The organism is Psychrobacter proteolyticus, assembly GCF_039762275.1.
GTDB classification, from domain to species: Bacteria; Pseudomonadota; Gammaproteobacteria; order Pseudomonadales; family Moraxellaceae; genus Psychrobacter; species Psychrobacter proteolyticus_C.
Map to the genome: position 1 here is coordinate 275,845 of NZ_JBDLOB010000002.1, position 25,274 is coordinate 301,118.

A 25,274-nucleotide genomic window follows, 5' to 3' on the forward strand; every position below is an offset into this window, starting at 1 on the left:
GACGCATTACCTCATAAGCATGGATGCATAGCACTGTCAGAAATAGTAGCCCAAGTATAAACAAAATAGCCAATATACTTGCTTGATATTATCAGCATAGATATAGCTTATTTTTATTTACTCGGCGGTTATCAACTTCATCAATTCCATATAATAATGACATCATGTCTCAGTGACCTTTACTACAGCACTTGAGATATCAGCGATGTAGCATTTGATGATAATAAAACAGGACGTGGCAATAGACGTCTTTTTTGTATCGAACCAACGATATAATTGATTTGCCCTTTATAAAAACCAATCTAAGGATAGAGTATGAGCGCCAACCTAAGTACCACTTTTGATGATAAGAACAGCGAAACATCAACCCTAACCAGCCCCACTTTAGTCCTCAACTGCGGTTCGTCTTCTATCAAATACGCGTTGATTAGCGATGACAATTCTACTCGTATCACCGGTCTTGCCGAAAACTTAGGTCTCGATACAGCCCGTATCAAACATACCACGCTAAATGGCGATAAGTTAGAGATCTCTATCCCTGGTGGTAGTCACAAACTTGCCCTGCAAAAAATCCTAGAGCTATTAGAGCAATATCACTTTATCGCAGTCGGGCACCGCGTGGTACATGGCGGCCGTGAATACTCTCAAGCTGTTCGTGTTGATCAGCATGCGTTAGAGGAAGTAAAACGTCTAAAGATACTAGCTCCACTCCATAATCCTGCAAATGCTTTGGGTATTGAAGCGGTTCAAGCTATTTATCCTGATATCCCACAAGTTGTGGTATTTGATACCGCCTTTCACCAAACCATGCCGCCTGTCGCTTTCCGCTATGCGTTGCCAAAATATCTATACGAAGAGCACAAAATCCGTCGTTATGGCTTCCATGGTACGTCTCATGCTTATGTCTCAGAACGTGCTAGCCAAATCACTGCAGCAAAAGGTCCTCATGGCTGGATAACCGCGCATCTAGGCAATGGTTGCTCAGCAACCGCCGTATATGATGGCAAAAGTCTCGATACCAGTATGGGTCTGACCCCGCTTGAGGGACTGATGATGGGCACACGTAGCGGCGATGTCGACCCAAGCTTACATATGCATCTAAAGCGTCAGCTCGGTATTAGTCTAGAAGAAACGGATAAGATGCTAAATAGTGAAAGCGGTCTGCTTGGTATTTCTGGCCTATCAAACGATTTGCGTACTATTGAGCAAGCTGCGAGCGAAGGCCATAAAGATGCGCAGCTCGCCATTGAGATGTTCTGCTACCGCGCTGGTAAATACCTCGCCAGCTTAAGCTGTGCACTGCCTGAGTTTACCGGTATTGTTTTCACAGGTGGTATCGGTGAAAACTCTGTCACCACGCGCGCAAGTATTTTAGCCGTCATGCGTCATTTCGGTATCAAGATGGACGCTGAAAAGAACGCCGGATTGTACGGTGGCCAAGAAGGCAGCTTCCAAGCAGAAGGTAGCAGTGTCGAGCTGTGGGTTATTCCTACAGATGAAGAATACCGTATCGCTCAAGAGACTCGTCAAGCATTGAAATTAGTATAAGACGATTGATTATAATGCCTAGCGCTTATCGTTCTAGATGCTTTTAAAAAGCTGAAAACAAATAAGATAAAGCGCTTGGTGTTTTTATACTGCATTTCTTATGCTACTCAAAATGACTCGACGTCTAAAATAAAATAAATTGTAGGACACATTATGCAAACCATTTTACTTGTTCCCATTAGTCGCGGTATCGGTGTGACATCAGCCGCGCTAGGGCTAATCCGTGCCTTTGATTATAACGGTATCAAAGCGGGCTTTATGAAGCCGTTTTTGCAAGATGATACGCTAGACAAACAACACAGCTTAGACAGCTCAAGCGCATTGACCATGCACGCATTTGGCTTAAATCCGCCTGACTCTATCAGCCGTCAACACGTCGAGCGTATGCTAGGCGATGACAATCTTGATGACTTGATGGAAGAAGTGATTGCCAATTTTCATACGATCGATGATGGTCATGACGTGATTATCTGTGAAGGTCTGGTGCCAACCACTGAAACCTCTTATGCTTCACAAATCAACCGTGCACTTGCTCACGCGCTCGATGCCAAGATTATATTTGTCAGTACCGCTGATATCAGTAAACCTGCCTATTTAGCAGACAAACTGGATGTCCATGCTCGTGAGTTTGGCGGGGTCATCGATTCACGGACGCTCGGTGTGATATTGATGCGGGTACAAGACGTGCCGAACACCTTTGACAATCAGCCTGTCGCGCCTGGTGAGGCCGTTGTTAGCTTAGATCCGAACTTCCTGCAAGAGGTTCAGCGTCTATCGCCTTCGTTCAATACCGAAGTGTTCCGCCTTATCGGTGTTGTCCCTTTTAGTGACTCGTTGTCTGTGCCTCGTACATGGGATATCGCAACAGAGCTTGATGCGACTTGGTTAAATGTTGGTGAAGCAAAGACACGTCGTATCAATCGTATCAGCCTAACCGCTCGTTCAGTGGCCCGCGTCAACGAAGTTTTCAAACGTGGTACGTTAATGGTCGTGCCCGGCGATCGTGATGACTTACTGTTAGCCGCTGGATTGGCCTGTATCAATGGGATTCCATTGGCAGGTCTAGTATTGACAGGTGGTATCACCCCAAGCGAGACAGTTGCTGAGCTTTGGCAATCAGCGCTCAAAACTGGTATACCAGTCATGAGTGTCGAAAGCGACAGCTACGAGACAGTACAGAGTCTGATGCACATGAGCTCTGAGATTCCGAGTGATGATACAGAACGTGCTGATGAAGTGGCTCGTTATGTGGCTGCGCATTTGGATCTAAGCTGGATTAAAGAATACTTCAGCCGCAATCATGAACCGCGTCTGTCACCATCAGCGTTTCGCCATCAATTGGTCAAGAAATCACAGCACGCTAAGAAACGTATTGTGCTGCCAGAAGGCGCGGAACCACGTACGGTTGAAGCTGCCTGTATCTGTCAGAGTCGCGGTATTGCCAACTGCGTATTACTTGCTAAACGTAGTGACGTTGAGCAAGTGGCCAAAAACCGTGATCTAACGCTGCCTGAAGGGTTGGAAATCATCGACCCTGACAACCTCGATATGAGCAAATATATCGCCGCTGTCGTAGAGCGCCGTAAAGGCAAAACCACTGCGGAAGTCGCTGCTGAGTACCTAAAAGACACGGTCTATCTAGGTACTATCATGCTCCAACTAGACGAAGTCGACGGTCTGGTCTCAGGTGCGATTCATACCACTGCCAACACGGTACGCCCAGCATTCCAGTTGATTAAGACCGCGCCGCAATATTCGCTCGTGTCGTCAGTATTCTTTATGCTGTTGCCTGAGCAAGTGGTCGTCTATGGTGACTGTGCGATCAACCCAGATCCTAACGCAGAAGAGCTGGCAGAGATTGCCATTCAATCAGCACAGTCTGCTGCTGCCTTTGGTATCGATCCAAAAGTGGCGATGATCAGCTATTCTACTGGCTCATCAGGCGCAGGCGCGGATGTCGAAAAAGTCGCCCGTGCAACCCAAATCGTTCGTGAGCGCGCACCAGACCTCAAAGTCGACGGCCCGCTACAGTATGATGCGGCGTCTGTCATGAGCGTCGGTAAGCAAAAAGCGCCTGACTCACCTGTCGCTGGACAAGCCAACGTCTTTATCTTCCCTGATCTCAACACTGGTAACACTACTTATAAAGCAGTACAGCGTAGTGCCAACGTCGTCAGTGTCGGTCCTATGCTACAGGGCTTGAATAAACCCGTGAATGATTTATCACGTGGTGCCTTGGTCGATGATATCGTCTATACCATCGCGTTAACCGCTATCCAAGCGTATAGCGATTTGATTTAATCGCTGTAAGACTTAACCGTTAAATTCCTATACAAAGCCGACTATCATTATGATGGTCGGTTTTTTATTGGTGCTCTATGACAGACAGTGGTGACAGATGCTCATCTGCCCTCTACAATAGCGCTATCATCAAATTATTTACCCTAAAAAGGCCAGACAGTAAAAGAGCAAGGTGCATCAACGACCACGTGCGCCCTATCTACTTTTATACATTTATTTATGCCAAATACGAGCAACAGCCCTCAAGAGAAAACACCTGCACCTGCCATTCGTGCCTACCTTGGTGGCTCGTTCGATCCAGTACATAATGGTCATTTAGAAGTCGCGATGTTTGTCTATCAGCACCTACTACCAATCGTAACGCGGCTACAGCGCACACTGCACGTGTCCTTATTACCCAATGCACGCTCGCCATTTAAGACACAAAGTACAGATGCTAATCATCGTTTAGCGATGTTAAAGCTGGCGACAGAGAATACACCGATACAGATCAATGAGCTGGAACTGTGGCAAGCGCCGCCTGTCTATACGATCGACAGTGTACGCACATTGAGGCAGCAATATCCTAATGATAGTTTGATATTTATTATGGGTATGGACAGCGCCCATAGTTTGGATAAATGGAGAGATGGCTTACGTCTCACCGACCATGTCAATCTATGGGTGTTTAATCGTCAGAGCATTACCGATGTGAGTGATGGTGTTAGCGAAAAATTTTCTGACAGTATTATATTTTCTCAAAATAATACAGCAACCGTACAAGATATTGCTTTCTTAAAAACGCAATTACCATTGTCATTGCAGCCCCATATAATAGACTCACCTATCGAGCTGTTAACACCAACTATTCAACGCTCGTCAGGTAGTTTAAGCTCAAACAGCACTAATCCAAATAACACTGATCCGTCTAGCACTGACTTAAAAAGCACTGACTTGAAAAACGCCAATCAAGGACGCATTTATATAGATTCGCGACCTATTACTGCGGTATCAAGCACACAAATACGTGAACAACTACAGAAACTAGACGATCAAACAAATAAAATGCCAGTCGCTCAACGGCAAATCGCATCTATAGCATCAATAAATGGTATCATTAGCAATACTGAATCTAATCCATTAGCTAAATGGCTAAATCCTGCTGTTTATCAATATATTATCGCCCATCAGCTATATTCTGCTGCTCAATTCCGTTAAAATCGCCTTATCTATGTCATTTTGCCTATCCTGTCTCTATGCGTGACTGACAACATATGATCAGTCGGATAAGACAAATTGACGTTTTACCCCTTTATTTTACATATTTACGATTCAAGAGATTAAAATTTATGACCAACACCATGACTGCAGAACGCCTAACAGAATGCTTGACCCTAGTACAAAGCGCTCTAGATGATATGAAAGCAAAGAACATCACTGTAATGAATGTAGAAGAGTTGACTGACGTAACAGAGCGCATCATCATCGCTGATGGTACCTCAAAGCGTCATGTACGTGCGATGGCTGATAGCGTCGGCGCTGAAGCTAAGCAAGCTGGTTTTATGCCACTTGGCCGTGAAGGCGGCATCGATTCTGACTGGACGTTGATTGATTTGGGCGCAGTTGTCGTCCACATGATGACGCCGCAAGCACGTGAGTTTTATGACTTAGAAGGCCTATGGTCATCACCTGAACAGTTGGCTGAGCTGGTTGCTACCCCGCGCGAAAAGAAAACTGCGGGTCGTCGTAACAAAAACAAATAAGTTTATCAGTGATGATATTCGTTCAAAATTAAGAAACGCTCCACTAAAAAGACCAGAATACTTATTCTGGTCTTTTTTTATGTAAATTTTATGGTGATGAACCAGTATAATCAGATACATCATTGAGTACAGATAAGCTCATTTCATATTAATATTTATTAGCCGCTAACATTAAACCGCCAAAATTAAGCCGCCTTAGCCTATTCATTCTACCTATTAGGAAACCGTATGAGCGCAGAATCGAACACGTCATCACCTGAGCAAACCTTAACAGATTTTAACCAAGACTTGCCCCTACATATCGCTACCCTCACTTGTGTCCGCGCTGGCAAGTCTATGCCATTCGCTCGTGAAGAAATGAGTGCCATTGATAAAGCACCTATCAAATCTCCTGTCGCCGTCAACTTTATGGGCTTAACCACTGATGAACAGGCTGACCGTAAGCATCATGGTGGCCCATTAAAAGCCGTGCATCAGCTAGCGCCTGCAACATATGAAAAAATCAATGCAGAATTCAGTTTAAAGGTTCGTGTCGGTACGCTAGGAGAAAACCTTACGACTGAAGCTATCGATGGTTTGCCTGAAATGACCGAATCTACGATTTGCATTGGTGATATTTTTCAATACGGTGGACATTTTGAAAACGGTCAAGACACTAGTAATGATGATGCTAGCGTTCAATTACGTATCGTCCAGCCGCGCCGCCCCTGCTACAAAATTAACGACCAAATCGGCCAATTTACCAAAGTACCAAATATTGCGGCATGGGTCAGCAAGCAAGGCATCTCTGGCTGGTACTTCCAAGTTGTACGCGATGGCATTATAGACGCTGATTTGCCCGTATATTTGGTTGAGCGCCCTTATCCGTTTGCGACACTAGAGACGCTATGGCAACTATCCAACTCAAAAGAAAAGTTTGATGCTAATGTGATTGAACCTTGGCTCGCGATTGACTGTTTAGAGGACAGTTGGAAAAAGGTTCTGGCTAAAAAAATCCAACAGGATTGAAAAGGTAACACTCAACAAAAACCTTTAATATGACTTTTCTATTTATAAAAGATAGCCACTACCCTGCGTAATGGCGTCACAAGGTTTTTCATGTTCTATGTCAGCTCCATAATAAACACTCTCTCCTTCTCCATCTTTGATCGTGAAGGAGCACTCCATGAGTGAAAAGACAGAAAGTATCAGCTACCTACAAGCGATAGCGATTAGTGTTGGTGCAATTATCGGCTGGGGTGCTTATGTCATGCCAGGCGATTTATTTTTGCCACAGTCACAGCTATTAGGCTCTTCTGTCGCTATTATTATTGGTACTTTAGCCATCTATATGGTTGCGCGTGCCTATATTAATTTGCTGACCCAAACGCCAGAGAATGAGTCAGGCGGTATCTATTGGATTGAAAAATACATCAATCGCAAGCATGCCTATATTTATGGTTGGGGCGTCACGATAGGCTATATCTCTATTATCGCGCTTAATATATCAGCCGTCGCTTTGCTGCTGCGCTATCTGTTACCTAGTGGCTTACAATTAGGCTATCTATATACGATTGCTGGTTGGGAAGTCTACGCCAGTGAAGTGTCTCTATGCAGCGCGGCTATTATTTTATTCAGTTATATCAATCTAAAAGGTGTACGAGTCGGCGCAAAAATCCAACTCTATATTGCCCTCTTTATGATTCTATCAGTGACCGCGCTGTTTTTTGCCTCGCTTTGGATGACACCAACCACCCAAGCATTTTTGCCAACTGATATGTCTAGCGGCTCTATCACCAGTCTGGCATGGTTACCTATCTTGGCCGTTATGCCGTGGGCGTATGTTGGTTTTGAGACCACACCGCAAATTTCAAAGGCGATTAGTGATTCAAAAACCAAGACCAAAAGTATTATCCTAATTTCACTTATCGCCGGTGTGTTGTTTTACTTTTTAATCAACTACTTTACCGCGCTAAACATGAGCTTTGACTATCAAGCGATCAAAGACAGCCATTGGGCGACAGGTGAAGGCATAGACAATCGTATTGGTAGCGTTGGCATTTGGCTACTGTCGATCGCTATGATTGGCTCGATAATGAGCGGTATTAACGGCTTTATATTGTCATCGGTTAAGCTCTTAGAATCTATGGGCGACACGTCGTTATTGCCCAGTATATTTACAGATAAACACAACCAATTCAGTAAGCAAAAAACCGTTATATTGATATGCTTGGTCTGCCTACTCTCTCCTTGGCTGGGTAGAAACTACCTACTCGATATCGTGACAATGGCATCCTTGGGCATCACCGTTGGCTTCGCTTATGTCACAACCGCCGACCTCATCAATGAGCGAAAAAAGAAACAAGCGGGTCTGCTAAATTATCTCTCTGTATTCATCAGTATGGTCTTTATATCGCTATTGCTGCTACCATTTTCACCAGCAGCGTTGTCGTTCAATGCTTATGTATTACTAGGATTCTTTATTTTGCTCGGGGCAATTGGTTATAAAAAAATCGCAGTCAATCCTAACGTTAATTAAACATAAATAGCATTTGCTAGTTGGGCACAATAAACATCAAGCGCAAACGAAGCTATAACCGCAACTATTCCCATACAGAGCATTTCATGGCAAAAAATATTTTCTCGATGGCATTGGCATCAGTATTAATATCATCCTCTATGCTATCGCTCGTTGGCTGCGTATCAACGACAGCGCCGCGTTATGTCATCGACAGCGATAGCTACCAAGCTACTGGCAAAAGCGAGCGCATCAAAACCATCGTCTTGCACTATACGGTTTCAGATAATGAGCGCTCGATAAAGACATTGACCACGGGCAATGTGAGCGCGCACTATCTAGTATTAGACAATGATGACAATAAAATCTACAACTTAGTACCAGAGAGCGAGCGCGCATGGCATGCAGGTGATGGCGGCTTTGCAGGACGGACGATATTAAACGATACCTCTATCGGTATCGAGATCGTCAATAATGGCATCAAGCCTGAATATCGAGACGCACTAAAAAATGGCATGCTCGACTATCATCCTTATGAGCACTATGTGGCATTTGATGAGTTGCAGATTAAAAAAGTCGCACAACTGGTGCAGGATATCGCCACGCGCTACGACATCTCACCAAAGAATATCATCGGTCACTCGGATATGGCACCCTCGCGCAAGATAGACCCCGGTGCAAAGTTCCCATGGGAGCGACTGTATTTCGATTACGGTATCGGCGCTTGGTACGATGAGTTTGCTAAGCAGTTCTTTATGAATCAAGACACCTTTGCGTCGGCCACGATACCTGAGATCAAGCAAGCGTTTCGCAAATATGGCTATCAAATTAATGATACCGATACGTGGGACAAGGCCAGTCGTGATGTCGTCTATGCGTTTCAGCTACACTTCAGAGCGCAGCAGCCAACGGGTAATATGGATAGCGAGACCTATGCGATATTGCAGGCACTAAATAAGAAGTATGCTGGTCGGGATGATTTTTATTAAAGAATACAGACTATCAGGAGACATAAGCCATGGATAACTCTCAGCAAGATGAACAAGACGATCTACAAAAGTATCTAGAAGAAAAAGCCAAGCAAGAGCAGGAAAAGAAAGAGGAGCAAGAACCTGAGCCGCTTTCTGCCTATGATGCTTGTGTGCTAAAGGAAAGCGCCAAGATTCATGAATTGATCGCTGAAGCTCAGAAGCGCCCCAAAGATGAATAACTGGATAGACAGTACTTATCAATGCTTACCACTCAAGATGAAATAAATGCGCAAGTTGATGTCTTATGTTTTGAGACGTAGCTAAGCCACTATGAAACCAATACTATAACCAAACAACGCTATATCACTTTATAAAAGAAGGCCTATCTACCAACTATTTAGGCTATTTATTGCGATAGGCTAATGATAAAATCACCGCTCACAGGGTTATAGATAGTATCACTGCTCGCACCATCTCATTGGCTTCCCGCATTGTTGGTTTTATCATTGGTTTTAATGATGCGCAGATTTGATAGCCTAGTTCTATGACCAGTCTCAATATTTTTATTATCAAACGAACACCAATAATACTAAAAAAGGAATCTTTATGTATCAAGACTTTCAGAAGCATCTACAACAAGAAATCAGCGACATACGCGCGGCAGGACTGTATAAAACCGAGCGCGTTATCACCTCTCCGCAAGATGCGCTCATCAAGATCGCCGATGGTCGTGAGATGCTTAACTTCTGCGCCAATAATTACCTTGGACTGTCTGACCATCCTGAGATTAAAAAGGCAGCTATCGAGGCTATCGAAGGCTCAGGTTATGGCATGTCATCAGTGCGTTTTATTTGTGGTACGCAAGATTTGCATAAGCAATTAGAGGCGTCGATTTCTAAGTTTTTTAATACCGAAGATACGATTCTTTATGCGGCCTGTTTCGATGCCAATGGTGGTGCCTTTGAGCCACTGCTAACCAGTGAAGATGCGATTATTTCTGATTCGCTAAATCATGCCTCAATCATCGACGGTGTGCGCCTGTGTAAAGCTGCTCGTTATCGCTACGCCAATGCAGATATGCAAGATTTAGAAACGCAATTGCAAGCGGCGCAAGCACAGCGTTTTCGTTTGATTGTCACTGATGGTGTGTTTTCAATGGATGGTAACGTAGCGCCAATGGATGAGATTTATGCGTTGGCACAAAAATATGATGCCATGGTGATGATTGACGAATCGCATTCAGCAGGCGTGGTCGGTCGCACTGGTGGCGGCGTGACTGAATTGTTTGATCTGCGTGGCGATATTGAGCTGATCACGGGTACGTTAGGCAAGGCATTTGGCGGTGCTATTGGCGGCTTTACCACGGGTAAAAAAGAAATGATTGAGATGCTGCGTCAACGCTCACGCCCGTATCTGTTTTCAAACTCTATTCCTCCTATGGTGGCTGCCGCTGGGGTAAAAGCGTTTGAGATGCTGTCGCAAGACAATACCCTACAAGACCAATTGCATGAAAATACCGCCTATTTTGTGAAGCAAATGCAAGACGCGGGCTTCGATATCAAGCCTACCGAATCGGCCATTTGTGCGGTGATGCTCTATGACGCCAATGTCTCGCAGCAAATGGCAGACGCACTGCTTGAAGAAGGCATTTATGTGATTGGCTTCTTCTATCCTGTCGTGCCAAAAAATGAGGCTCGCATTCGTGTGCAGCTCTCTGCTGCTCATACTCGCGAGCAGCTCGACCAGTGTATCGCCGCCTTTATCAAAGTCGCCAAACAAATGAAGGTGATCGATTAAGCGTCATTCAGAACTTATCTAAATTCAATCATTAAGTACAACACAGCTAAATAAGAGAAAAGTATGAAAGCACTGGTTAAAGCTCATGCCGAAAAAGGCATCTGGATGCAAGACATGCCAGAACCTACGGTCGGCATCAATGACGTTAAAATAAAAATTAAGAAAACCGCCATTTGCGGGACAGATTTGCACATTTATAAGTGGGATGAGTGGTCACAAAAGACCATAAACACGCCGATGATTATCGGACATGAATACGTTGGTGTGATTAGTGAAATGGGCGATGGCGTCAAGCATCTTGAAGTGGGTGATCGCGTCACAGGCGAAGGCCATATCGCTTGCGGGCATTGCCGTAACTGCCGCCGTGGTAAGCTGCATGTGTGCGAAAACACCATCGGTGTGGGCGTCGACCGCGATGGCGCGTTTGCCGAATATTTGGTGATACCTGCCGATAATGTCATCAAACTCGATGAGCGTATCAGCGATGAGATGGCCGCCATTATGGACCCCTTTGGCAATGCTACTCATACTGCCCTTTCATTCCCGGTACTTGGTGAGGATGTGCTGATTACGGGTGCAGGACTGATTGGGTCAATGGCAACGGCGATTTGCCGCTTCGCAGGAGCACGTAATATCGTGGTCAGCGATATTAGTGATTATCGCTTAGAGCTTGCCAAAAAAATGGGCGCGACGATGACCATCAACCCAGCCAAAGGCGAAACCATCGAAGGTGCTATCGAGGATCTAAAAATGCACGGCTTTGATATTGGACTTGAGATGTCAGGCTCACCTCAAGCTTTTGATTCGATGATTAGTAATATGTATAACGGCTCTAAAATTGCGCTCTTGGGTATTTTGCCTAACACCACCACGGTGGATTGGAGCAAGATTATCTTTAAGGCGTTAACGCTAAAAGGTATTTATGGGCGTGAAATGTGGGAGACGTGGTATCAGATGGAGCAAATGCTGATTAGCGGTATTGATCTGTCTCCAATCATTACCCATCGCATGCACATTGATGACTTCCAAGAAGGCTTTGATATTATGGAAAGTGGGCAATGCGGTAAGGTGATTTTAAGCTGGGATTAATTTTGGCGATTTAGTATTTGACGAGTCGTGATTAGCTTTTACATTGTCACGACTTATAAAACGGCACTGATTTCAGTGCCGTTTTTTTTGGGTATTAAAAAGTGATGAGATTCATGAGTTGATTGCTGAGGCTAAAAAATTTTGAAATATACATAGTTCGGTAAAAACATATTAGCTTTCATTTTTAGAGGAATTTTTTAACTATTTTAGTTATGAAAGCTATGTATTAGCTCATACTTTCTCTTTTACTATTTGCCTGATCATTCTTAAAAACGTCATATATTACTCAGCTCTTTTAACGCAGATAGCGCCTGCTCCGCCTTATCATCCGGCACAAATATATGGTCATGATAATAGGCAGCGATCACATTGGCGCTGATCCCTTTTGAAGTCAGTTTGGTTGCTATTGCTGCGGTTAGACCTACCGCTTCTAAACTTGAATGAACCGTTAAAGTGATTTGCCGAAACACGCCCTCATACTGTAAATCCGCCTCATCAGCTTTGTCTTTTGTTAGCACCAAAGTCAACCCTTCTGGCTCTACAAACGTCGCTATTGGCGCTAGGTTTACGTATTCTGCTAGCTGCCCTGTGACGGTACAAAACACAAATAATTCATCAACCAGTGCTGGCTGCATCGAACTCAATAGCTCATTGACATCTGTGATTCCTGACATTTTATTCTTCCTTATTTTGCTTATTTTCAGTCTTTGTTCACTGTAATCTTAGCATGGGTGTCATTACCTATACTCGTGAAAACACGCTATAAACACTAACCCTCATTTCCAAACACTTAACTCTTAAACACAAAAAAGGTGAGCCTAAGCCCACCTTTTTATTTTAAACAACAGCTATCTCAAACTATAAGCAATTATTAGAGGTCTGAGTAGCGACTAGCGCAACCAAGCGCGAGCGTTACGGAACATACGCATCCACGCGCCGTCCTCATCCCACTCTTCTGGTTTCCAGCTGTGGTTATAGGCTTTTAGGTTACGCTCAGGATGCGGCATCATGATAGTGACGCGACCATCAGTGCTACATAGACCCGTGACACCGTCGAGCGAACCGTTTGGATTGAGCGGATACGTCTCAGTTGGATGACCTTGGCTGTCGACATAACGCATCGCAAGCTGACCGTGTTTTGCCATACCGTCGATTTCTGTGTTGTCTAGCGTGGCGTAACCTTCACCATGCGCTACAGCGATTGGCAGGATGCTGTCTTGCATGCCTTTGAACAAGATCGACTTGGTACGCTCGACTTTTACGTTGACCGTACGCGCTTCAAATCGAGCTGATTTATTAGCGATGAAACGTGGGAAGTTTTCTGCACCTGGGATGAGGTCTTTTAACTGAGCCATCATCTGACAACCGTTACAGACACCTAGTGAGAAGGTATCAGGACGGGCGAAGAAGCGGACAAACTGCATACGTAGCTCGTCATGGAACAAAATAGAGTTCGCCCAGCCAGAACCTGCGCCGAGTACATCACCATAGCTAAAGCCACCACAAGCGACCAAACCATCGAAGTCACGTAGATTGATGCGACCACTGAGTAGATCGCTCATGTGTACATCGACCGCTTCAAAGCCCGCTTGGGTAAAGCCTGCTGCCATCTCTGTCTGACCATTGACGCCTTGCTCACGCAAGATAGCGACTCTTGGCTTGTTTTCACGACTGGCTAAGTATGGCTCTTCGACTTTTTGATTGAGATCAAAGTTTGGCGCAGCGATTAGGCCTTTATGGCTAGCGTCGCTAATCAAGTCATACTCTTGCTGTACACACGCTGGATTATCACGGCGACGCGCGATTTGATAGCTGACCTGAGTCCACGCTTGCTGTAATTCAGTACGGCTAAAGCGTAAAGTATCATCACCCATGAGCGTTGGCGTTTGGATAAGCAGACTGTCTTCTTCAGAGCTTTGACCAACGAGGCTCAGCATATCAGCAACGTTAAACTCTTCTGCCAATTGCATTAGAGCAGCGACGTTTTCTGGTAATACTTGAATGACCGCACCCAACTCTTCACTGAACAACTGACCGAGCAAGTTATCATCCGTCAATGACAGCTTGATACCTTGACGACTAGTGAACTGCATCTCAGCGATGGTTGCTAGTAGTCCACCATCACCAATATCGTGATAGGCGCTGATGATGCCTTGTGCATTACCTGCTTGGATAAAGTTAAAGAAGTCGATCAAGTCGCTTGGTTGCGCTAAATCTGGGCAATCGTTACCCAATTGGCTAAGCGTTTGCGCAAGGATTGAACCGCCTAGACGCAATTTACCTTTTGACAAGTCAATGCGGTAGAACGCGCTATCGCCATTAATTAGCTCAGGAGTTAGCGTTTTTGCGACGTCAACAACAGGCGCAAACGCCGTCACGACCAAACTCATTGGCGATACAACGGACTTGTCTTGATTTTCACCATTCTCGTTAGCATTGTCAGTCCAGTTAGCACGCATCGATAACGAGTCTTTACCGACTGGGATAGCGATACCCAGTGCTGGGCATAGCTCTTCACCAACGGCATGGACAGCGTCGAACAATGCCGCATCTTCTACGTCATCACCACATGCAGCCATCCAGTTCGCCGACATGGTGATATCAGACAACTGAGCGATACGCGCACCAGCGATGTTGGTAATCGCTTCACCGACTGCTAGACGCGCAGAGGCTTTTGGACTGATAAGCGCAACAGGCGTACGCTCGCCGACACTCATTGCTTCGCCAGTCATTGGCTGACCATCTAATGCCACTAAGCCAGAAGCCGTCACCGCGCAATCTGATACAGGCACTTGATAGCGACCCACATACTGATCACGCACGACCATACCTGTGATAGAACGGTCACCAATGCTAATCAAGAATGATTTGCTAGCCACCGTTGGGTGACGCAATACATCGGTGATTGATTCAGCTAGATTCACATCACCAAGCTCTAATGCTGGTAGCGTGCTATCAGTACGCTCAAAGCTGCGTTGCATTTTCGGTGTACCGCCGAGCAGTACTTGCATCGGCATATCGACTGGTTGCTCGTCCAACAGCTCATCATCAACGATTAGCTGACGGATATCTGTCGCCTCGCCCAAGATAGCATATGGGCAGCGCTCACGGGCACAGATCGCATCGAACTGATCTTTGCTCTCTGGGCGAATCGCTAGCACATAACGCTCTTGCGCTTCGTTTGACCAGATGGCCATTGGCGACATGCCAGCTTCTAACGATGGAATCTTACGCAAGTTCAGATGCGCGCCCATTTCATGGTCATTGACCAGTTCTGGCATCGCGTTAGACAGACCACCTGCCCCTACGTCATGTAGTGAGACGATTGGGTTGCCGTCTTTACTGTTATTGCTTACATCGACATCATCGCCCGCGAGTGCCCAGCAGCGATCAAGGACTTCTTGGCAACGACGCTCCATCTCAGCGTTATCGCGCTGAACTGAGGCAAAGTCTAAACCTTCATCAAGGTCACCACTATCGACTGACGATGCGGCACCGCCGCCCAGACCGATTTGCATCGCAGGGCCACCAAGGACGATTAGCAAATCGCCTTTTGTGATTGCATTTTTTTCAATAAGGTTGCGTTTGATATTGCCGTAACCACCTGCCAGCATGATTGGCTTGTGATAGCCGCGCATCTCGCTGCCGTCTTTTGCCGCTGAGGTGTCCAACTGGAAACTACGGAAGTAACCGCATAGATTTGGACGACCAAACTCGTTTGAGAAATTGGCTGAACCTAATGGCGCTTCGGTCATGATCTCAAGGCTGGTTGCCATACGATCTGGCGTGCCATAATCCTGCGTGCTCAATTGACCTGACTGCTCCCATTTTTCGCTAAGCTCTGGGATATGCAGATGTGATACGTGGAATCCTGTTAGACCCGCTTTTGGCTTACCGCCACGACCAGTCGCACCTTCGTCACGAATCTCACCGCCCGCACCTGTTGCCGCACCAGAATAAGGGGCAATCGCTGTTGGGTGGTTGTGCGTCTCAACTTTCATTAAGATATCGATGTTTTCTTGATGAAAGTCGTAAGGATGGATTGAGTTGGCATCCATCGCGTCAGTTGGAATAGGATAAAAACGCATGCCATCAGACCCTGCCATCACAGCAGCGTTGTCTTTATACGCTGACAAGATACCTTGAGGATTAGACTGATAGGTATTTTTAATCATTTGAAACAGTGATTTTGGCTGCACTGCACCATCAACTGTCCACTGGGCATTAAAAATCTTATGACGGCAATGCTCTGAGTTTGCCTGTGCAAACATCATCAGTTCAACGTCAGTTGGGTTGCGCTTCAACTCATTGACATAGGCATTCATCAGATAATCAATATCTTCACTTGATAACGCAAAGCCGAACTCTGTATTGGCTGATTCTAGCGCTGACTGACCTTGTCCGATCACGTCGATATGATTCAATGATGCTGGCGCTTGATCATCGAACAATTTGCTGACATCGCTCAAGTCATAGACCAAGCTCTGAGTCATACGGTCAAACAATAACTGCTCGGCGTCTACTGGTAGTTTTTCGCCTGCGTCACCGTCTATTTTTTCATCGAGGGTTAACGTATAAACGACGACACGCTCAACACGATTGATCTCGATTTCACAGTTATTAAAGATATCTGTCGCTTTACTTGCCCATGGCGATATCGTACCAAAACGTGGCCCAACGATGACTTGTAGTTGGTTGTCTTGCGGCGCATTTAGCGTTGCTGACTGGTCAACCGCTAGTAAATCTAGCGCTTTTTTATGTTCATCACCAGATAGCTCTCGTGATAGCACATACACTTGCTGTGTACTTATTTGACTGACATTTAGCTCGGTTTTTTGCTGAAACTGACTGATGAGTTGCTGCGTCTGAAAATCGGTAAGAAACGGTTGTCCGGCGATGGTCATCATAAAGGCATAATCCGTAAGATCAAGGCATCTCTGCCATGCTAAGTAAATGGTATGGGTATTATAACAAGAAGACCTGTAATAAGCAGGTCTAAACCAAGATAAATTGCCGATAAGTTGCACTCTATCACCACTTGTTATTTGCGAATCGATAATTCAAAAAAGTATCTTTTTAAGTCGTTTTTTAATTATCTATCGAAAAATAGAACGCTCAAATCTATGCTGTCACAATTTTTACCTAACCTTCATATTCCTTACAAACACTCACATCGCATTACTGGGAACCTATATAAATGTATGGTGACAACTCGGTATTCTAGTCTCAGTTGTTAAGGCGACGATGACGTTTAACTTTTAGATTTATTTAATAGTTAGACATATCTAGCCTAAAGAAAAATTACTATAAATAATCAACTGTTCAACTCGGCTAATTAAAACAACGCTATACAAGCCCAATTAAAACATCATAAAAAAGGAAATTTATTATGAGTAGACAAGACCATATCGATAAAGTACAAGAACTGGTAAAAGAAGTAAAGTTTGCCATGATGACCACTCGTACTCATGAAGGCCATTTACATGCCTGCCCGATGACCACTAGCGAGACAAGCATTGGCGCAAAAGAGATTTGGTTTATTGGTGATAAAACTACTGAAACTATTAAAGATATCGAAAAAGACCCACAAGTGAACTTGGCCTATGTCAGTCAAGATTCAAAAGATTATGTCTCAATTAACGGTAAAGCAGAACTGGTCGAAGACCAAGAAAAGCTAGATGAGCTATGGTCGCCAATTTACAATGCGTTTTATGAGCAAGGTAAAGAAGATCCAAACGTCCAATTAATCAAAGTCGTCCCACATGGTGCAGAATACTGGCTAAGCGGTAGCTCAGTAGTCAATATGTTTAAGATGACCACTGCTGCAGTAATGGACGGTAAGAAAGCGACCAACTTAGGTGAAAACAACTCAGTGACACTATAAGTCGTCTGATTTATAAGCAGTAAAAACAAAAACGCCAGTGGCTAATGCGACTGGCGTTTTTTATTGTCTAAGTTTTGAGCTGATTACTTTTGTCTTATGAAACTACCCGCTTTGCTTTAAATAAGGCCAAGCTGCTTTTAGATAAATCATCATCGACCATAAGGTAAGTATCACAGCAGCGACCATTAATACGTAACCGATGGTTTCAAGCGACTGCCAATTAAGTAGTAGTACGGTAATCGCTACCATCTGAAACGTGGTCTTTAGTTTGCCAACATAAGATACTGCGACGCTAGTGCTTTTACCTAGTTCCGCCATCCATTCGCGTAATGCTGATACTGCGATTTCACGCGAAATGATGACGATAGCCGCTATCGCCATAATGATATTGGGATGCCACTGTACCAGAACGATGAGCGCTACAGCTACCATTAACTTATCAGCAACAGGGTCTAAAAATCGACCAAAGGCTGACATGACATTAAGTTTACGAGCAAAATACCCATCGAGCCAATCAGTAATCGCGGCAATAATAAAGACGCCGGTCAATAATAAATGGCGCAACAAGCTATCGCTAAATTCACTCATCCCAACGCGCGCAATGACATTGTCTGAAATCGCGGGCATACCAATACCCATGGCTGGCGGCCAATAAGCAATCGCGACAAATAGCGGAATCATCAAGATACGCGCAATCGTAAGGTTGTTAGGCAAGTTAAAAATACTCTTGGTATTTTGCGAACTTGGCGGTTCTTCCTGCGTATGCAAATGCGTGCTGTCAGTCATGGCAAACCCAGTTTAATATGAACATAATAATGGCAGATAGCTTAGCATTTTTCGGACAAGGCGTCATGCCATCTCTGCAGCGATTGAGTTATCAAAGGTATCAAGGTTGACTAAATGACCTTCTATCGACATAAGCTATTGAAATTATTGAAAGCCTTTATCAATGATTTCATCATAAAGCTCCGCTACTTACTCTAAATATCAGTACTTCATACCAGTCTTGGCGTCTTTTGGATTTTTACAACGTAATATACTGTAACCAAAACCGCCAGACGGCACTCAATTGCGCTATCATAGCGACTGTACCAGAACACTTGTACACTTAAATCAGTAAATGTTAATAGTTAAATATCTCCACCTATTGTATTGATAACTATTACCCTTATGAATAACAGTAGAGAGCACCAATAATTACAACAACTCTTGACCACGGCCTGTGTAGCTAATACATGACCCGTTTTCCTCAGCCCACAGTACCTCCTCTGTGGGCCTTTTTTTGTCCGTTAAACCATTGATTTATATAGTTTTAATATTTTTATACATCAATCTGACCACCAATTTGACCACCATCTGCTCAAAATTTTAATAGTTTGACCACCAAAAATATGGATATTCCTGTCATTCACTTGATTGGGTTCTGAGTTTCAACATTTCTCAACACGGTAGGGCGGTATCATTGTTCAGGATTTCGCAGGCGGTGACCGCTGCCATATGCATATTTTTACGTAAGCGAAATTAAAAGTTTAGCTCATTGACTTTTTACATACCGCTTTCTGATCTAAGTTTATCTAATTGCTGTTGTACCTGCTTGCACCTATCTAGCCCCATTCTAATAGCTTCGGACAAATCAGCATTAGGCTTGATAGCATTTTTTACTGTTGGCTTCATGTTGCTTTCATTTTGTCTGAGTTGAGCCAGCTTGTTTAATGGTAGGCCTACTTGCGACTCATCATTGATCGTATCATCAGGGTAATATGTTACTTCGTTTAAGCTGCAAGCAATATGACCATACTCAGTAGTAAATGGGTATGGCTCAACATTGCCATAACCTGACCAATATAAATCATGAACAGTTATAGCATCATCAACATTATCAATCGTATTTTTACTGGGCTGGCAAGCTGTCAGTGATAATAAGATTATAGGGATTAACTTGTTCATCTATTCGTCCACTGGTGTCCATTCAATACACTATACCTTAGCATGACTGACAAACGGTGCGCTTTAACTTTTAACACGGCTTTAACCTACTACTAATCGCTGTAAGCCCTACTCTTACGATACTTGTCGCAAAAGTCCCCCAGCCCTTTTATAGTAGTCCGAAAAACCACTCTTTTTTATGGACTCAAAGTATTATTTTAATTGCCCCCTAAGATGTCTGAAAACTCGCCAGCAATGGTATAAGCTGCACCCGTGTGCGTACTGTTCGCAAAAGTCGCTCTTTTTATGGACTCCAAAAACTCCTTTTTATCATGTATGAAAACCCCGTCATTAGTGATCGCCTCGCGCGTGCGCGTACTGTTCCATAAACTCCCCCTAACGTGTCCAACAACTCATTTTTAACCCTGCTTGCAATGTCCGAAAATTGCCCCTTGTTATGGACTCCGAAAACTAGGTAGAGGCAAGGTTCAAGCCAATATTGCGCGGTGTGTGATTTGGTTTTCAATGTAAGGTTTTATAAGGTTTGCGATATGTAGTTTTCTAACGTTTCAATGTGAGGTTTTGTGAGGTTCTACTATGTGAGGGTTCAGGTTTTCTCAGGTTCTCAATGTTAAGTTTTATTAAGTCGGTACTGTCTGCCAATGTTAACAAATGACAACATGCAAATTGGTTTTGAATGTACGGTTTTGACATGTTATAGACCACAAGTTTTGACAGGTTCACTACTTCATATTTTCATTTTGAATATTGGGTTTTGTTGGGTTTTACGATGTCCAAAAACCTAGGGGAAACCTTAGTTTCTTTACACTATAAAAAGGGCTTGGTAGTGATCGCCTAGCGTGTCCGAAAACCTAGATAAACCTTAACATTTATTAACATGCTGGCAGTGCTCAAACTGATCTCACGATAAACATTTATAAACATTAGGCACAAAAAAAGGCAGACGATAAACGCCTACCAATATAGTTTTATACCTAGAAAAAGTCGCTAAAGTTGCTAAAGTTCCGCTAAGCCTTATTACTTATAGCCTGTAGCTTAGATTGTACCTGCTAAGGTTCTGCTAAACTTGCTATAGTTCCGCTAAAGTTAGCCAAGTTTAGCGATAGATTAGCAAGTTTAGCAACGCTTAGCAGCGCACTACCTAAAGTTAAGCCCTTGACTGGCAAGGGCTATATAAAGTTTAGCAAGTTTAGCAGCTTTTTAAGGTTAGCTAAGTTATAACTGAGGTTAATTAATCAGCTTAGGGTTGATACATACCAAACGCCTGCGCCCGTCACTTTCTAACCTGATATGTCCCACACTTTGTAAGTCTTCAAGTAAACCGTTAAGCTTCTTGCCTCTTAGTGCATTGGGTGCATTTTGGGTAACAAATGACTTATTCAATATAGGTGGGTTTTTACCCCGCACTTTATCGACTAGCCAGCTACTTAGTTTCTCACTATCGTTCTGCTCACCTGCTGGCGTTGCATCAAGATAGCGCAAGCGTTCGGCTGTTGAGTATTCCACTAGCATAAAAGCACGCGTTATATCATCAATAGTTACTACCTTGCGCTCATCAAAGAACGCCATCAATGATGCTATACGACTAGCATTTTCTGCCATCCGTGATGCATACGCTTTTAAATACTCCAATGTCTGCCCTTGTGCTTGACGATTCTCTATTGCCTGCATATGTTTATAGAAGACTTGTTCTGCACCATCTGCCCACTGCATTTTGATACGCTGCGGTGTGCCTGTGCTGTCATTGGGTAGGCTAGCTGGTAGCGGATCAAGCAAGCTATGACAACGTGACCAGTAAGCGATCAAATCAGGATTATCATATGGGCTATCATTCCTGCGCTGCTCGTCGTCCCAAGTTCTTTGACCGCGCAAGTCTTCAGGACAAGCAATTAAGGCCCTTGCTAAAAACCCTTGTCCATTCATTAAAGGATCAGTTAATGCCTGCTCTAACACTACCCGTTGACCCTGTAGCAGTAGTGTCATGCGTACACCATGTGCATCTGTTTGCGGCGTGGCATAAGCAGACTTTTGCGAGCGTAAACGAGACACTTCGCCATCACTATATAGCTTAGTAATTGCAGACAATGCGCTACCTGCAGTGTCACCAGTCATCGTATGGCCATTGAAGAATTGCCCTGCTTCATCTGTGGTCCACGATGCGTTACTCATTTCACCACTAATAAACCTATCGAGTATCGGCTCAATAGTTGCATCATCAAACAATGTCTTAGGATTTTGCGGTTTAGGGTTTTCATCTAAGAACGTGGATAGCTCTTTACCCTTTAAACTAGCCTTGTCACTTTCCCACGTTGATACGTCATCTAGATAGCTAGCGTACTTCTGGCGCTCATACTCTTTAATTTTGAAGTGAGTTAAGCCCATTGCTTGTGTTTTACCGCTGCCGCTTTCACCCTCCGTGATTAATATCAAGCAAGCTGCCATATGACTATGACCAAAAGGTGCATCAATAAACCGCTGTCCCATGTGTGCTAGTGACCCTAAAACGCACTGACCTGCCATGGCAAGCGGCACTTGTGCGTAGTACGCCACTAACTCAATAACCCGCCTTAGTAGTCCTGTGAAAGCATTTATTGGGTATGGTGTGGGTTTGCTAGGATCATTGGCTAATGGTTCAGGTTCGCCCCATATCTCAGCTTGTAGATCGAATATGGTTGTATCATCAAGGGCTAATATATTTCTATAGCTTAGCTCGCCATACTCTAAATGCTCTAGTACGTTTCTATCACTGGTAACAATGGCTTTGACGTTCTCGCCCTTGAACGGCTTACAAACTTTGTCTTTCTGATCTAGGGTAGCAAAGATAGTCACGGGATAAACTTCGGCAAAATGACTAACCATGCTGTTGAATAGCAACTTATCAAGGCTTACCAGTAGCGTGACGTTATCAGCTATAAGGTAGTAAGCGAGCTTTACAACGTCCTCTAATGCGTCATCAATCGCTATAATCTCATTACCACTGTCTAACGTGCCAATAATTAAGGCAGACGGCTGCATACGGTCAATGATTAACGGATCATGCTTGCCGTTGGCGGTAATGCTGGCAAGGGTGACGGGTTGATCTTGGTTACTGCTCAGTACTAGCCCTATCGTGCCAGCCGTGGGCACTGTCTTACCTGTATCAAAGCCTGTTGTTATGGTAATATTGCTATCAAGGTGCAATAGCTTATCTTGCGAGCATAACTGATCACATAGGTTATATAAGTTTAATAATGTATTGTCATCTGCCAGCTCTTGCCGTGTAGCTGCATTAAACCTACTTATCATCTCAAAGCCTGCGCTAAATGCGCGGGCTTTTTTATGGGTGTCTGTTGGTGTGGTGGTCATCTGTTCCCCCTTGCTTGTGACTGTTTAGGCTGTCGCGTGGCTCTGTACTTCTTGTAGTAGCTTTTGCGCTTGGCGTGCTTACGGCTTTGCTTTGGTGGGTAGGTTTTCATTATTTACCCTCCTTGCCGTAACGAGTCATTGCTAGGGTTTTCTTGATTGAACATAACTGGCTTTGCAGTAGCTCATGCCATGTTTCAGTGGTGTCATGCGTTAAGCGTGCCATTGATATAGCAATATCAGGTTTTATTTTCTCATAGTGAATAAGTGCTAACAGCTTGCCAATGTCACTTATAACAACGGCTGCGCTTTCAAGGTCACAAGCAATATCTGATAACTCAAAAGATGACATAACAATAACTTCGTTGTCGTTCGGTTCGGTTATGTCTATTACTGTGCGCTGGCTTGATTGGCTGCCATTGTATAGCGTTGCTATAGCTTGGCGGTTGGCTAGCGTGTCATGGAATAGCTGGGGCAGTGCGTAGCAGTCATCATGATAAGCCCTACCATCAGCGCGATATAGGCACTCAACATTGCCAATATTGATGGTTAGGCAGTCTTTTGACTTTTGGACTAGGGTATAAGTGCCATTGCCCACAGATGGACACAGAACGCTATCACCTACCTTAAACGTGGCTGGTGTGCTGTTGGTAGTGGTTTGAGTGTTTGAGGTCGTGCTGATTGATTTACCCATGATGGATAACTCCTAATAAGTTTTGAGTGAATGCCACGCTATACGGTAAAAGTATAGGGTGACGGGTCTTACTCTCGGTCTTATTAGAAACCGCCCCGCATATTCGCCTTTCGGCTATTGTATTTTGCAGCGTCAACCCGTCATAGTCGGTCAGTAAATTGCTTACCTTAGATATGATGGTTTGCCCCCTTGTGGCGCTTAGGTGCGCTTGTGGGGCTATGCTTGAATGGATAGTAACAGCTTGAGAGGCTGCGCTATTATCAGGCACAAAAAAAGCCAAAGGTTTACGACTTGGCAAGTCGCTAATAAGTTTTGAGAGGACTCTATAGTAACGCTTGTTATCATGACTTGTAAAGCTATCGTTTTCGTTATTACTAGATGTCAAAAAGCTACCTAAAAATGGGTAATCTCCCCTGTTACATCCTTTTTTTTCACTGCCAAAAAACAGGCGATTTTTTATGTTTTTCACTAATTTAGTGATCTTGTTTGTAATATCACAAATAAGACTCAAATTTGCAGCATTTAGGCTCAAATTTTGGCTATTTACACTCAAATTCTTATGATAAAGGCTCAAATTCGTGCCATTCTGGCTATCGTGCTCCACATCACAGAATGTTAGGTCGCTTTTGTTATCTTTGCTCATCTCTTACCCCTTCCACGTTAAAAGCTATTTCTGCTATTCGAGTCGATAACCCTTTAAGCGAATTTACTTGTCTATTACCTGTCGGTAGCGAACCGCGTAGAGCTAGCATTTTATTTTCTACTTCTACTATCTCAGTCAGACTATTAATGGCGGTCACGTTGGCATGTAGGGTAATGATTAGCTGATCTATAAATTCATCAGTTATCATCAAAAATCCTTCACCTTTTAACCTGTCTATAACTTCATTCACTAGGTCGTTATCACTCATGGTCTGTTACCTCCAGCTCAGGCAGTAAGATAAGCCCGTCCATCTGCTCGCTTAGAATGGTTGCCAGTTCACTGTTAGCGAGTAAAGCAGACCGTATAGCGACTATTACGCCACGGCTAGCGTCATCATCTGTGCTGATCGCACTAAGTGCCATTGCTAGGCTCTCAGCATCGTTTGATATGTCTTGTATGCGGTCATTAATGACAGACAGATAATAACTATCTACTGCCACTAGGCGCGGCTCTAATACTTCGTTTGATTGGCTCATGGGTTCACCTCGCTGCTAGACAGTTCACTTTCAAGCAAGGTTTGCTCATCAAGCCAATAGACCGAAAAACGCTTGTCATTGTGCGTGACTATTTCGCTTTGAATGGTTAGCCCTGCGGTTCTTAGGTCATGTATGCGCTGCGCTAGGCATGTGATTTGATAAAGGCGGTAAGCATCCCAAGTAGTGATTGTTGCCCCTGTCATCAGGTGCGCTCTGACAGTGTCAATCTGTGTTTTAGGTGCTGGCTGGTTTGTCACTGGCGCAGTGTCTGTAGTATTCATGA

General features: G+C 44.2%; 21 protein-coding genes. 11 read left to right on the top strand and 10 right to left on the bottom strand.

Features of this window, described 5'->3' with window-relative positions:
* Positions 1 to 315 precede the first annotated feature (315 nt).
* The 10 genes from ABFV72_RS04205 to tdh all read left to right on the top strand — a co-directional run bounded on the left by ABFV72_RS04205 (position 316) and on the right by tdh (position 11,945).
* The gene (locus tag ABFV72_RS04205) at positions 316 to 1,548 is read left to right on the top strand and encodes an acetate/propionate family kinase (protein WP_347162553.1); all 1,233 of its coding nucleotides are present in this window, start codon (positions 316 to 318) and stop codon (positions 1,546 to 1,548) included.
* A gap of 153 nt (positions 1,549 to 1,701) precedes the next feature.
* Positions 1,702 to 3,849, top strand: coding sequence for a phosphate acetyltransferase (gene pta, locus ABFV72_RS04210; RefSeq protein ID WP_165597570.1), 2,148 nt, complete (start codon positions 1,702 to 1,704; stop codon positions 3,847 to 3,849).
* 219 nt (positions 3,850 to 4,068) lie between these two features.
* Positions 4,069 to 5,046, top strand: coding sequence for a nicotinate-nicotinamide nucleotide adenylyltransferase (locus tag ABFV72_RS04215; RefSeq protein WP_347162554.1), 978 nt, complete (start codon positions 4,069 to 4,071; stop codon positions 5,044 to 5,046).
* 131 nt (positions 5,047 to 5,177) lie between these two features.
* Positions 5,178 to 5,591 carry a ribosome silencing factor gene (gene rsfS, locus ABFV72_RS04220; RefSeq protein WP_057758112.1) on the top strand — a complete coding sequence of 138 codons (414 nt, stop codon included), beginning with the start codon at positions 5,178 to 5,180 and terminating at the stop codon, positions 5,589 to 5,591.
* Positions 5,592 to 5,819: 228 nt separating this feature from the next.
* On the top strand, positions 5,820 to 6,599 hold the full coding sequence (locus tag ABFV72_RS04225; RefSeq protein ID WP_347162555.1) for an MOSC domain-containing protein: 780 nt from the start codon (positions 5,820 to 5,822) through the stop codon (positions 6,597 to 6,599).
* Between the two features lie 157 nt (positions 6,600 to 6,756).
* Entirely contained in the window at positions 6,757 to 8,109 is a 1,353-nt protein-coding gene (locus ABFV72_RS04230) for an APC family permease (protein ID WP_347162556.1), read from the top strand.
* 86 nt (positions 8,110 to 8,195) lie between these two features.
* Positions 8,196 to 9,077, top strand: a complete 882-nt coding sequence (locus ABFV72_RS04235) for an N-acetylmuramoyl-L-alanine amidase (protein ID WP_347162557.1) — start codon at positions 8,196 to 8,198, stop codon at positions 9,075 to 9,077.
* Between the two features lie 29 nt (positions 9,078 to 9,106).
* A complete protein-coding gene (locus ABFV72_RS04240) occupies positions 9,107 to 9,298 on the top strand; it encodes a hypothetical protein (protein ID WP_347162558.1) in 192 nt (63 codons plus the stop codon).
* A gap of 367 nt (positions 9,299 to 9,665) precedes the next feature.
* The gene (gene kbl, locus ABFV72_RS04245; protein ID WP_347162559.1) at positions 9,666 to 10,856 is read left to right on the top strand and encodes a glycine C-acetyltransferase; all 1,191 of its coding nucleotides are present in this window, start codon (positions 9,666 to 9,668) and stop codon (positions 10,854 to 10,856) included.
* Positions 10,857 to 10,919: 63 nt separating this feature from the next.
* A complete protein-coding gene (gene tdh / locus ABFV72_RS04250) occupies positions 10,920 to 11,945 on the top strand; it encodes an L-threonine 3-dehydrogenase (protein ID WP_347162560.1) in 1,026 nt (341 codons plus the stop codon).
* A 275-nt stretch (positions 11,946 to 12,220) separates the two neighbouring features.
* Here tdh and ABFV72_RS04255 read toward each other — a convergent pair whose 3' ends face one another.
* Positions 12,221 to 12,619: an ACT domain-containing protein gene (locus ABFV72_RS04255; RefSeq protein ID WP_347162561.1), complete on the bottom strand. Its 399-nt coding sequence runs from the start codon at positions 12,617 to 12,619 to the stop codon at positions 12,221 to 12,223.
* A 216-nt stretch (positions 12,620 to 12,835) separates the two neighbouring features.
* Complete coding sequence (purL, locus tag ABFV72_RS04260) at positions 12,836 to 16,852, bottom strand: phosphoribosylformylglycinamidine synthase (protein ID WP_347162562.1); 4,017 nt, start codon at positions 16,850 to 16,852, stop codon at positions 12,836 to 12,838.
* 482 nt (positions 16,853 to 17,334) lie between these two features.
* Between purL and ABFV72_RS04265 the strand changes: the two genes are divergently transcribed.
* Positions 17,335 to 17,829: a pyridoxamine 5'-phosphate oxidase family protein gene (locus ABFV72_RS04265; protein ID WP_057758090.1), complete on the top strand. Its 495-nt coding sequence runs from the start codon at positions 17,335 to 17,337 to the stop codon at positions 17,827 to 17,829.
* Positions 17,830 to 17,931: 102 nt separating this feature from the next.
* Here the strand turns inward: ABFV72_RS04265 and pgsA are convergent, their stop codons facing one another.
* The 8 genes from pgsA to ABFV72_RS04305 form a co-directional block, all read right to left on the bottom strand.
* Complete coding sequence (pgsA, locus tag ABFV72_RS04270; protein WP_057758088.1) at positions 17,932 to 18,615, bottom strand: CDP-diacylglycerol--glycerol-3-phosphate 3-phosphatidyltransferase; 684 nt, start codon at positions 18,613 to 18,615, stop codon at positions 17,932 to 17,934.
* A gap of 759 nt (positions 18,616 to 19,374) precedes the next feature.
* Positions 19,375 to 19,776 (bottom strand): hypothetical protein, encoded by a 402-nt coding sequence (locus tag ABFV72_RS04275; protein WP_347162563.1) that lies wholly within the window; start codon positions 19,774 to 19,776, stop codon positions 19,375 to 19,377.
* Between the two features lie 1,227 nt (positions 19,777 to 21,003).
* A complete protein-coding gene (locus ABFV72_RS04280) occupies positions 21,004 to 23,121 on the bottom strand; it encodes a DUF3987 domain-containing protein (RefSeq protein ID WP_347162564.1) in 2,118 nt (705 codons plus the stop codon).
* Between the two features lie 109 nt (positions 23,122 to 23,230).
* Entirely contained in the window at positions 23,231 to 23,812 is a 582-nt protein-coding gene (locus ABFV72_RS04285) for a hypothetical protein (protein WP_347162565.1), read from the bottom strand.
* Entirely contained in the window at positions 23,805 to 24,455 is a 651-nt protein-coding gene (locus tag ABFV72_RS04290) for a hypothetical protein (protein WP_347162566.1), read from the bottom strand. Before ABFV72_RS04290 ends, ABFV72_RS04285 begins: the two co-directional genes overlap by 8 nt.
* A complete protein-coding gene (locus ABFV72_RS04295) occupies positions 24,442 to 24,723 on the bottom strand; it encodes a hypothetical protein (RefSeq protein ID WP_347162567.1) in 282 nt (93 codons plus the stop codon). The genes ABFV72_RS04290 and ABFV72_RS04295 overlap by 14 nt, the downstream gene beginning before the upstream one ends.
* On the bottom strand, positions 24,716 to 24,991 hold the full coding sequence (locus ABFV72_RS04300) for a hypothetical protein (RefSeq protein ID WP_347162568.1): 276 nt from the start codon (positions 24,989 to 24,991) through the stop codon (positions 24,716 to 24,718). Before ABFV72_RS04300 ends, ABFV72_RS04295 begins: the two co-directional genes overlap by 8 nt.
* The gene (locus tag ABFV72_RS04305; RefSeq protein ID WP_347162569.1) at positions 24,988 to 25,272 is read right to left on the bottom strand and encodes a helix-turn-helix domain-containing protein; all 285 of its coding nucleotides are present in this window, start codon (positions 25,270 to 25,272) and stop codon (positions 24,988 to 24,990) included. The genes ABFV72_RS04300 and ABFV72_RS04305 overlap by 4 nt, the downstream gene beginning before the upstream one ends.
* Between the last annotated feature and the right edge of the window lie 2 nt (positions 25,273 to 25,274).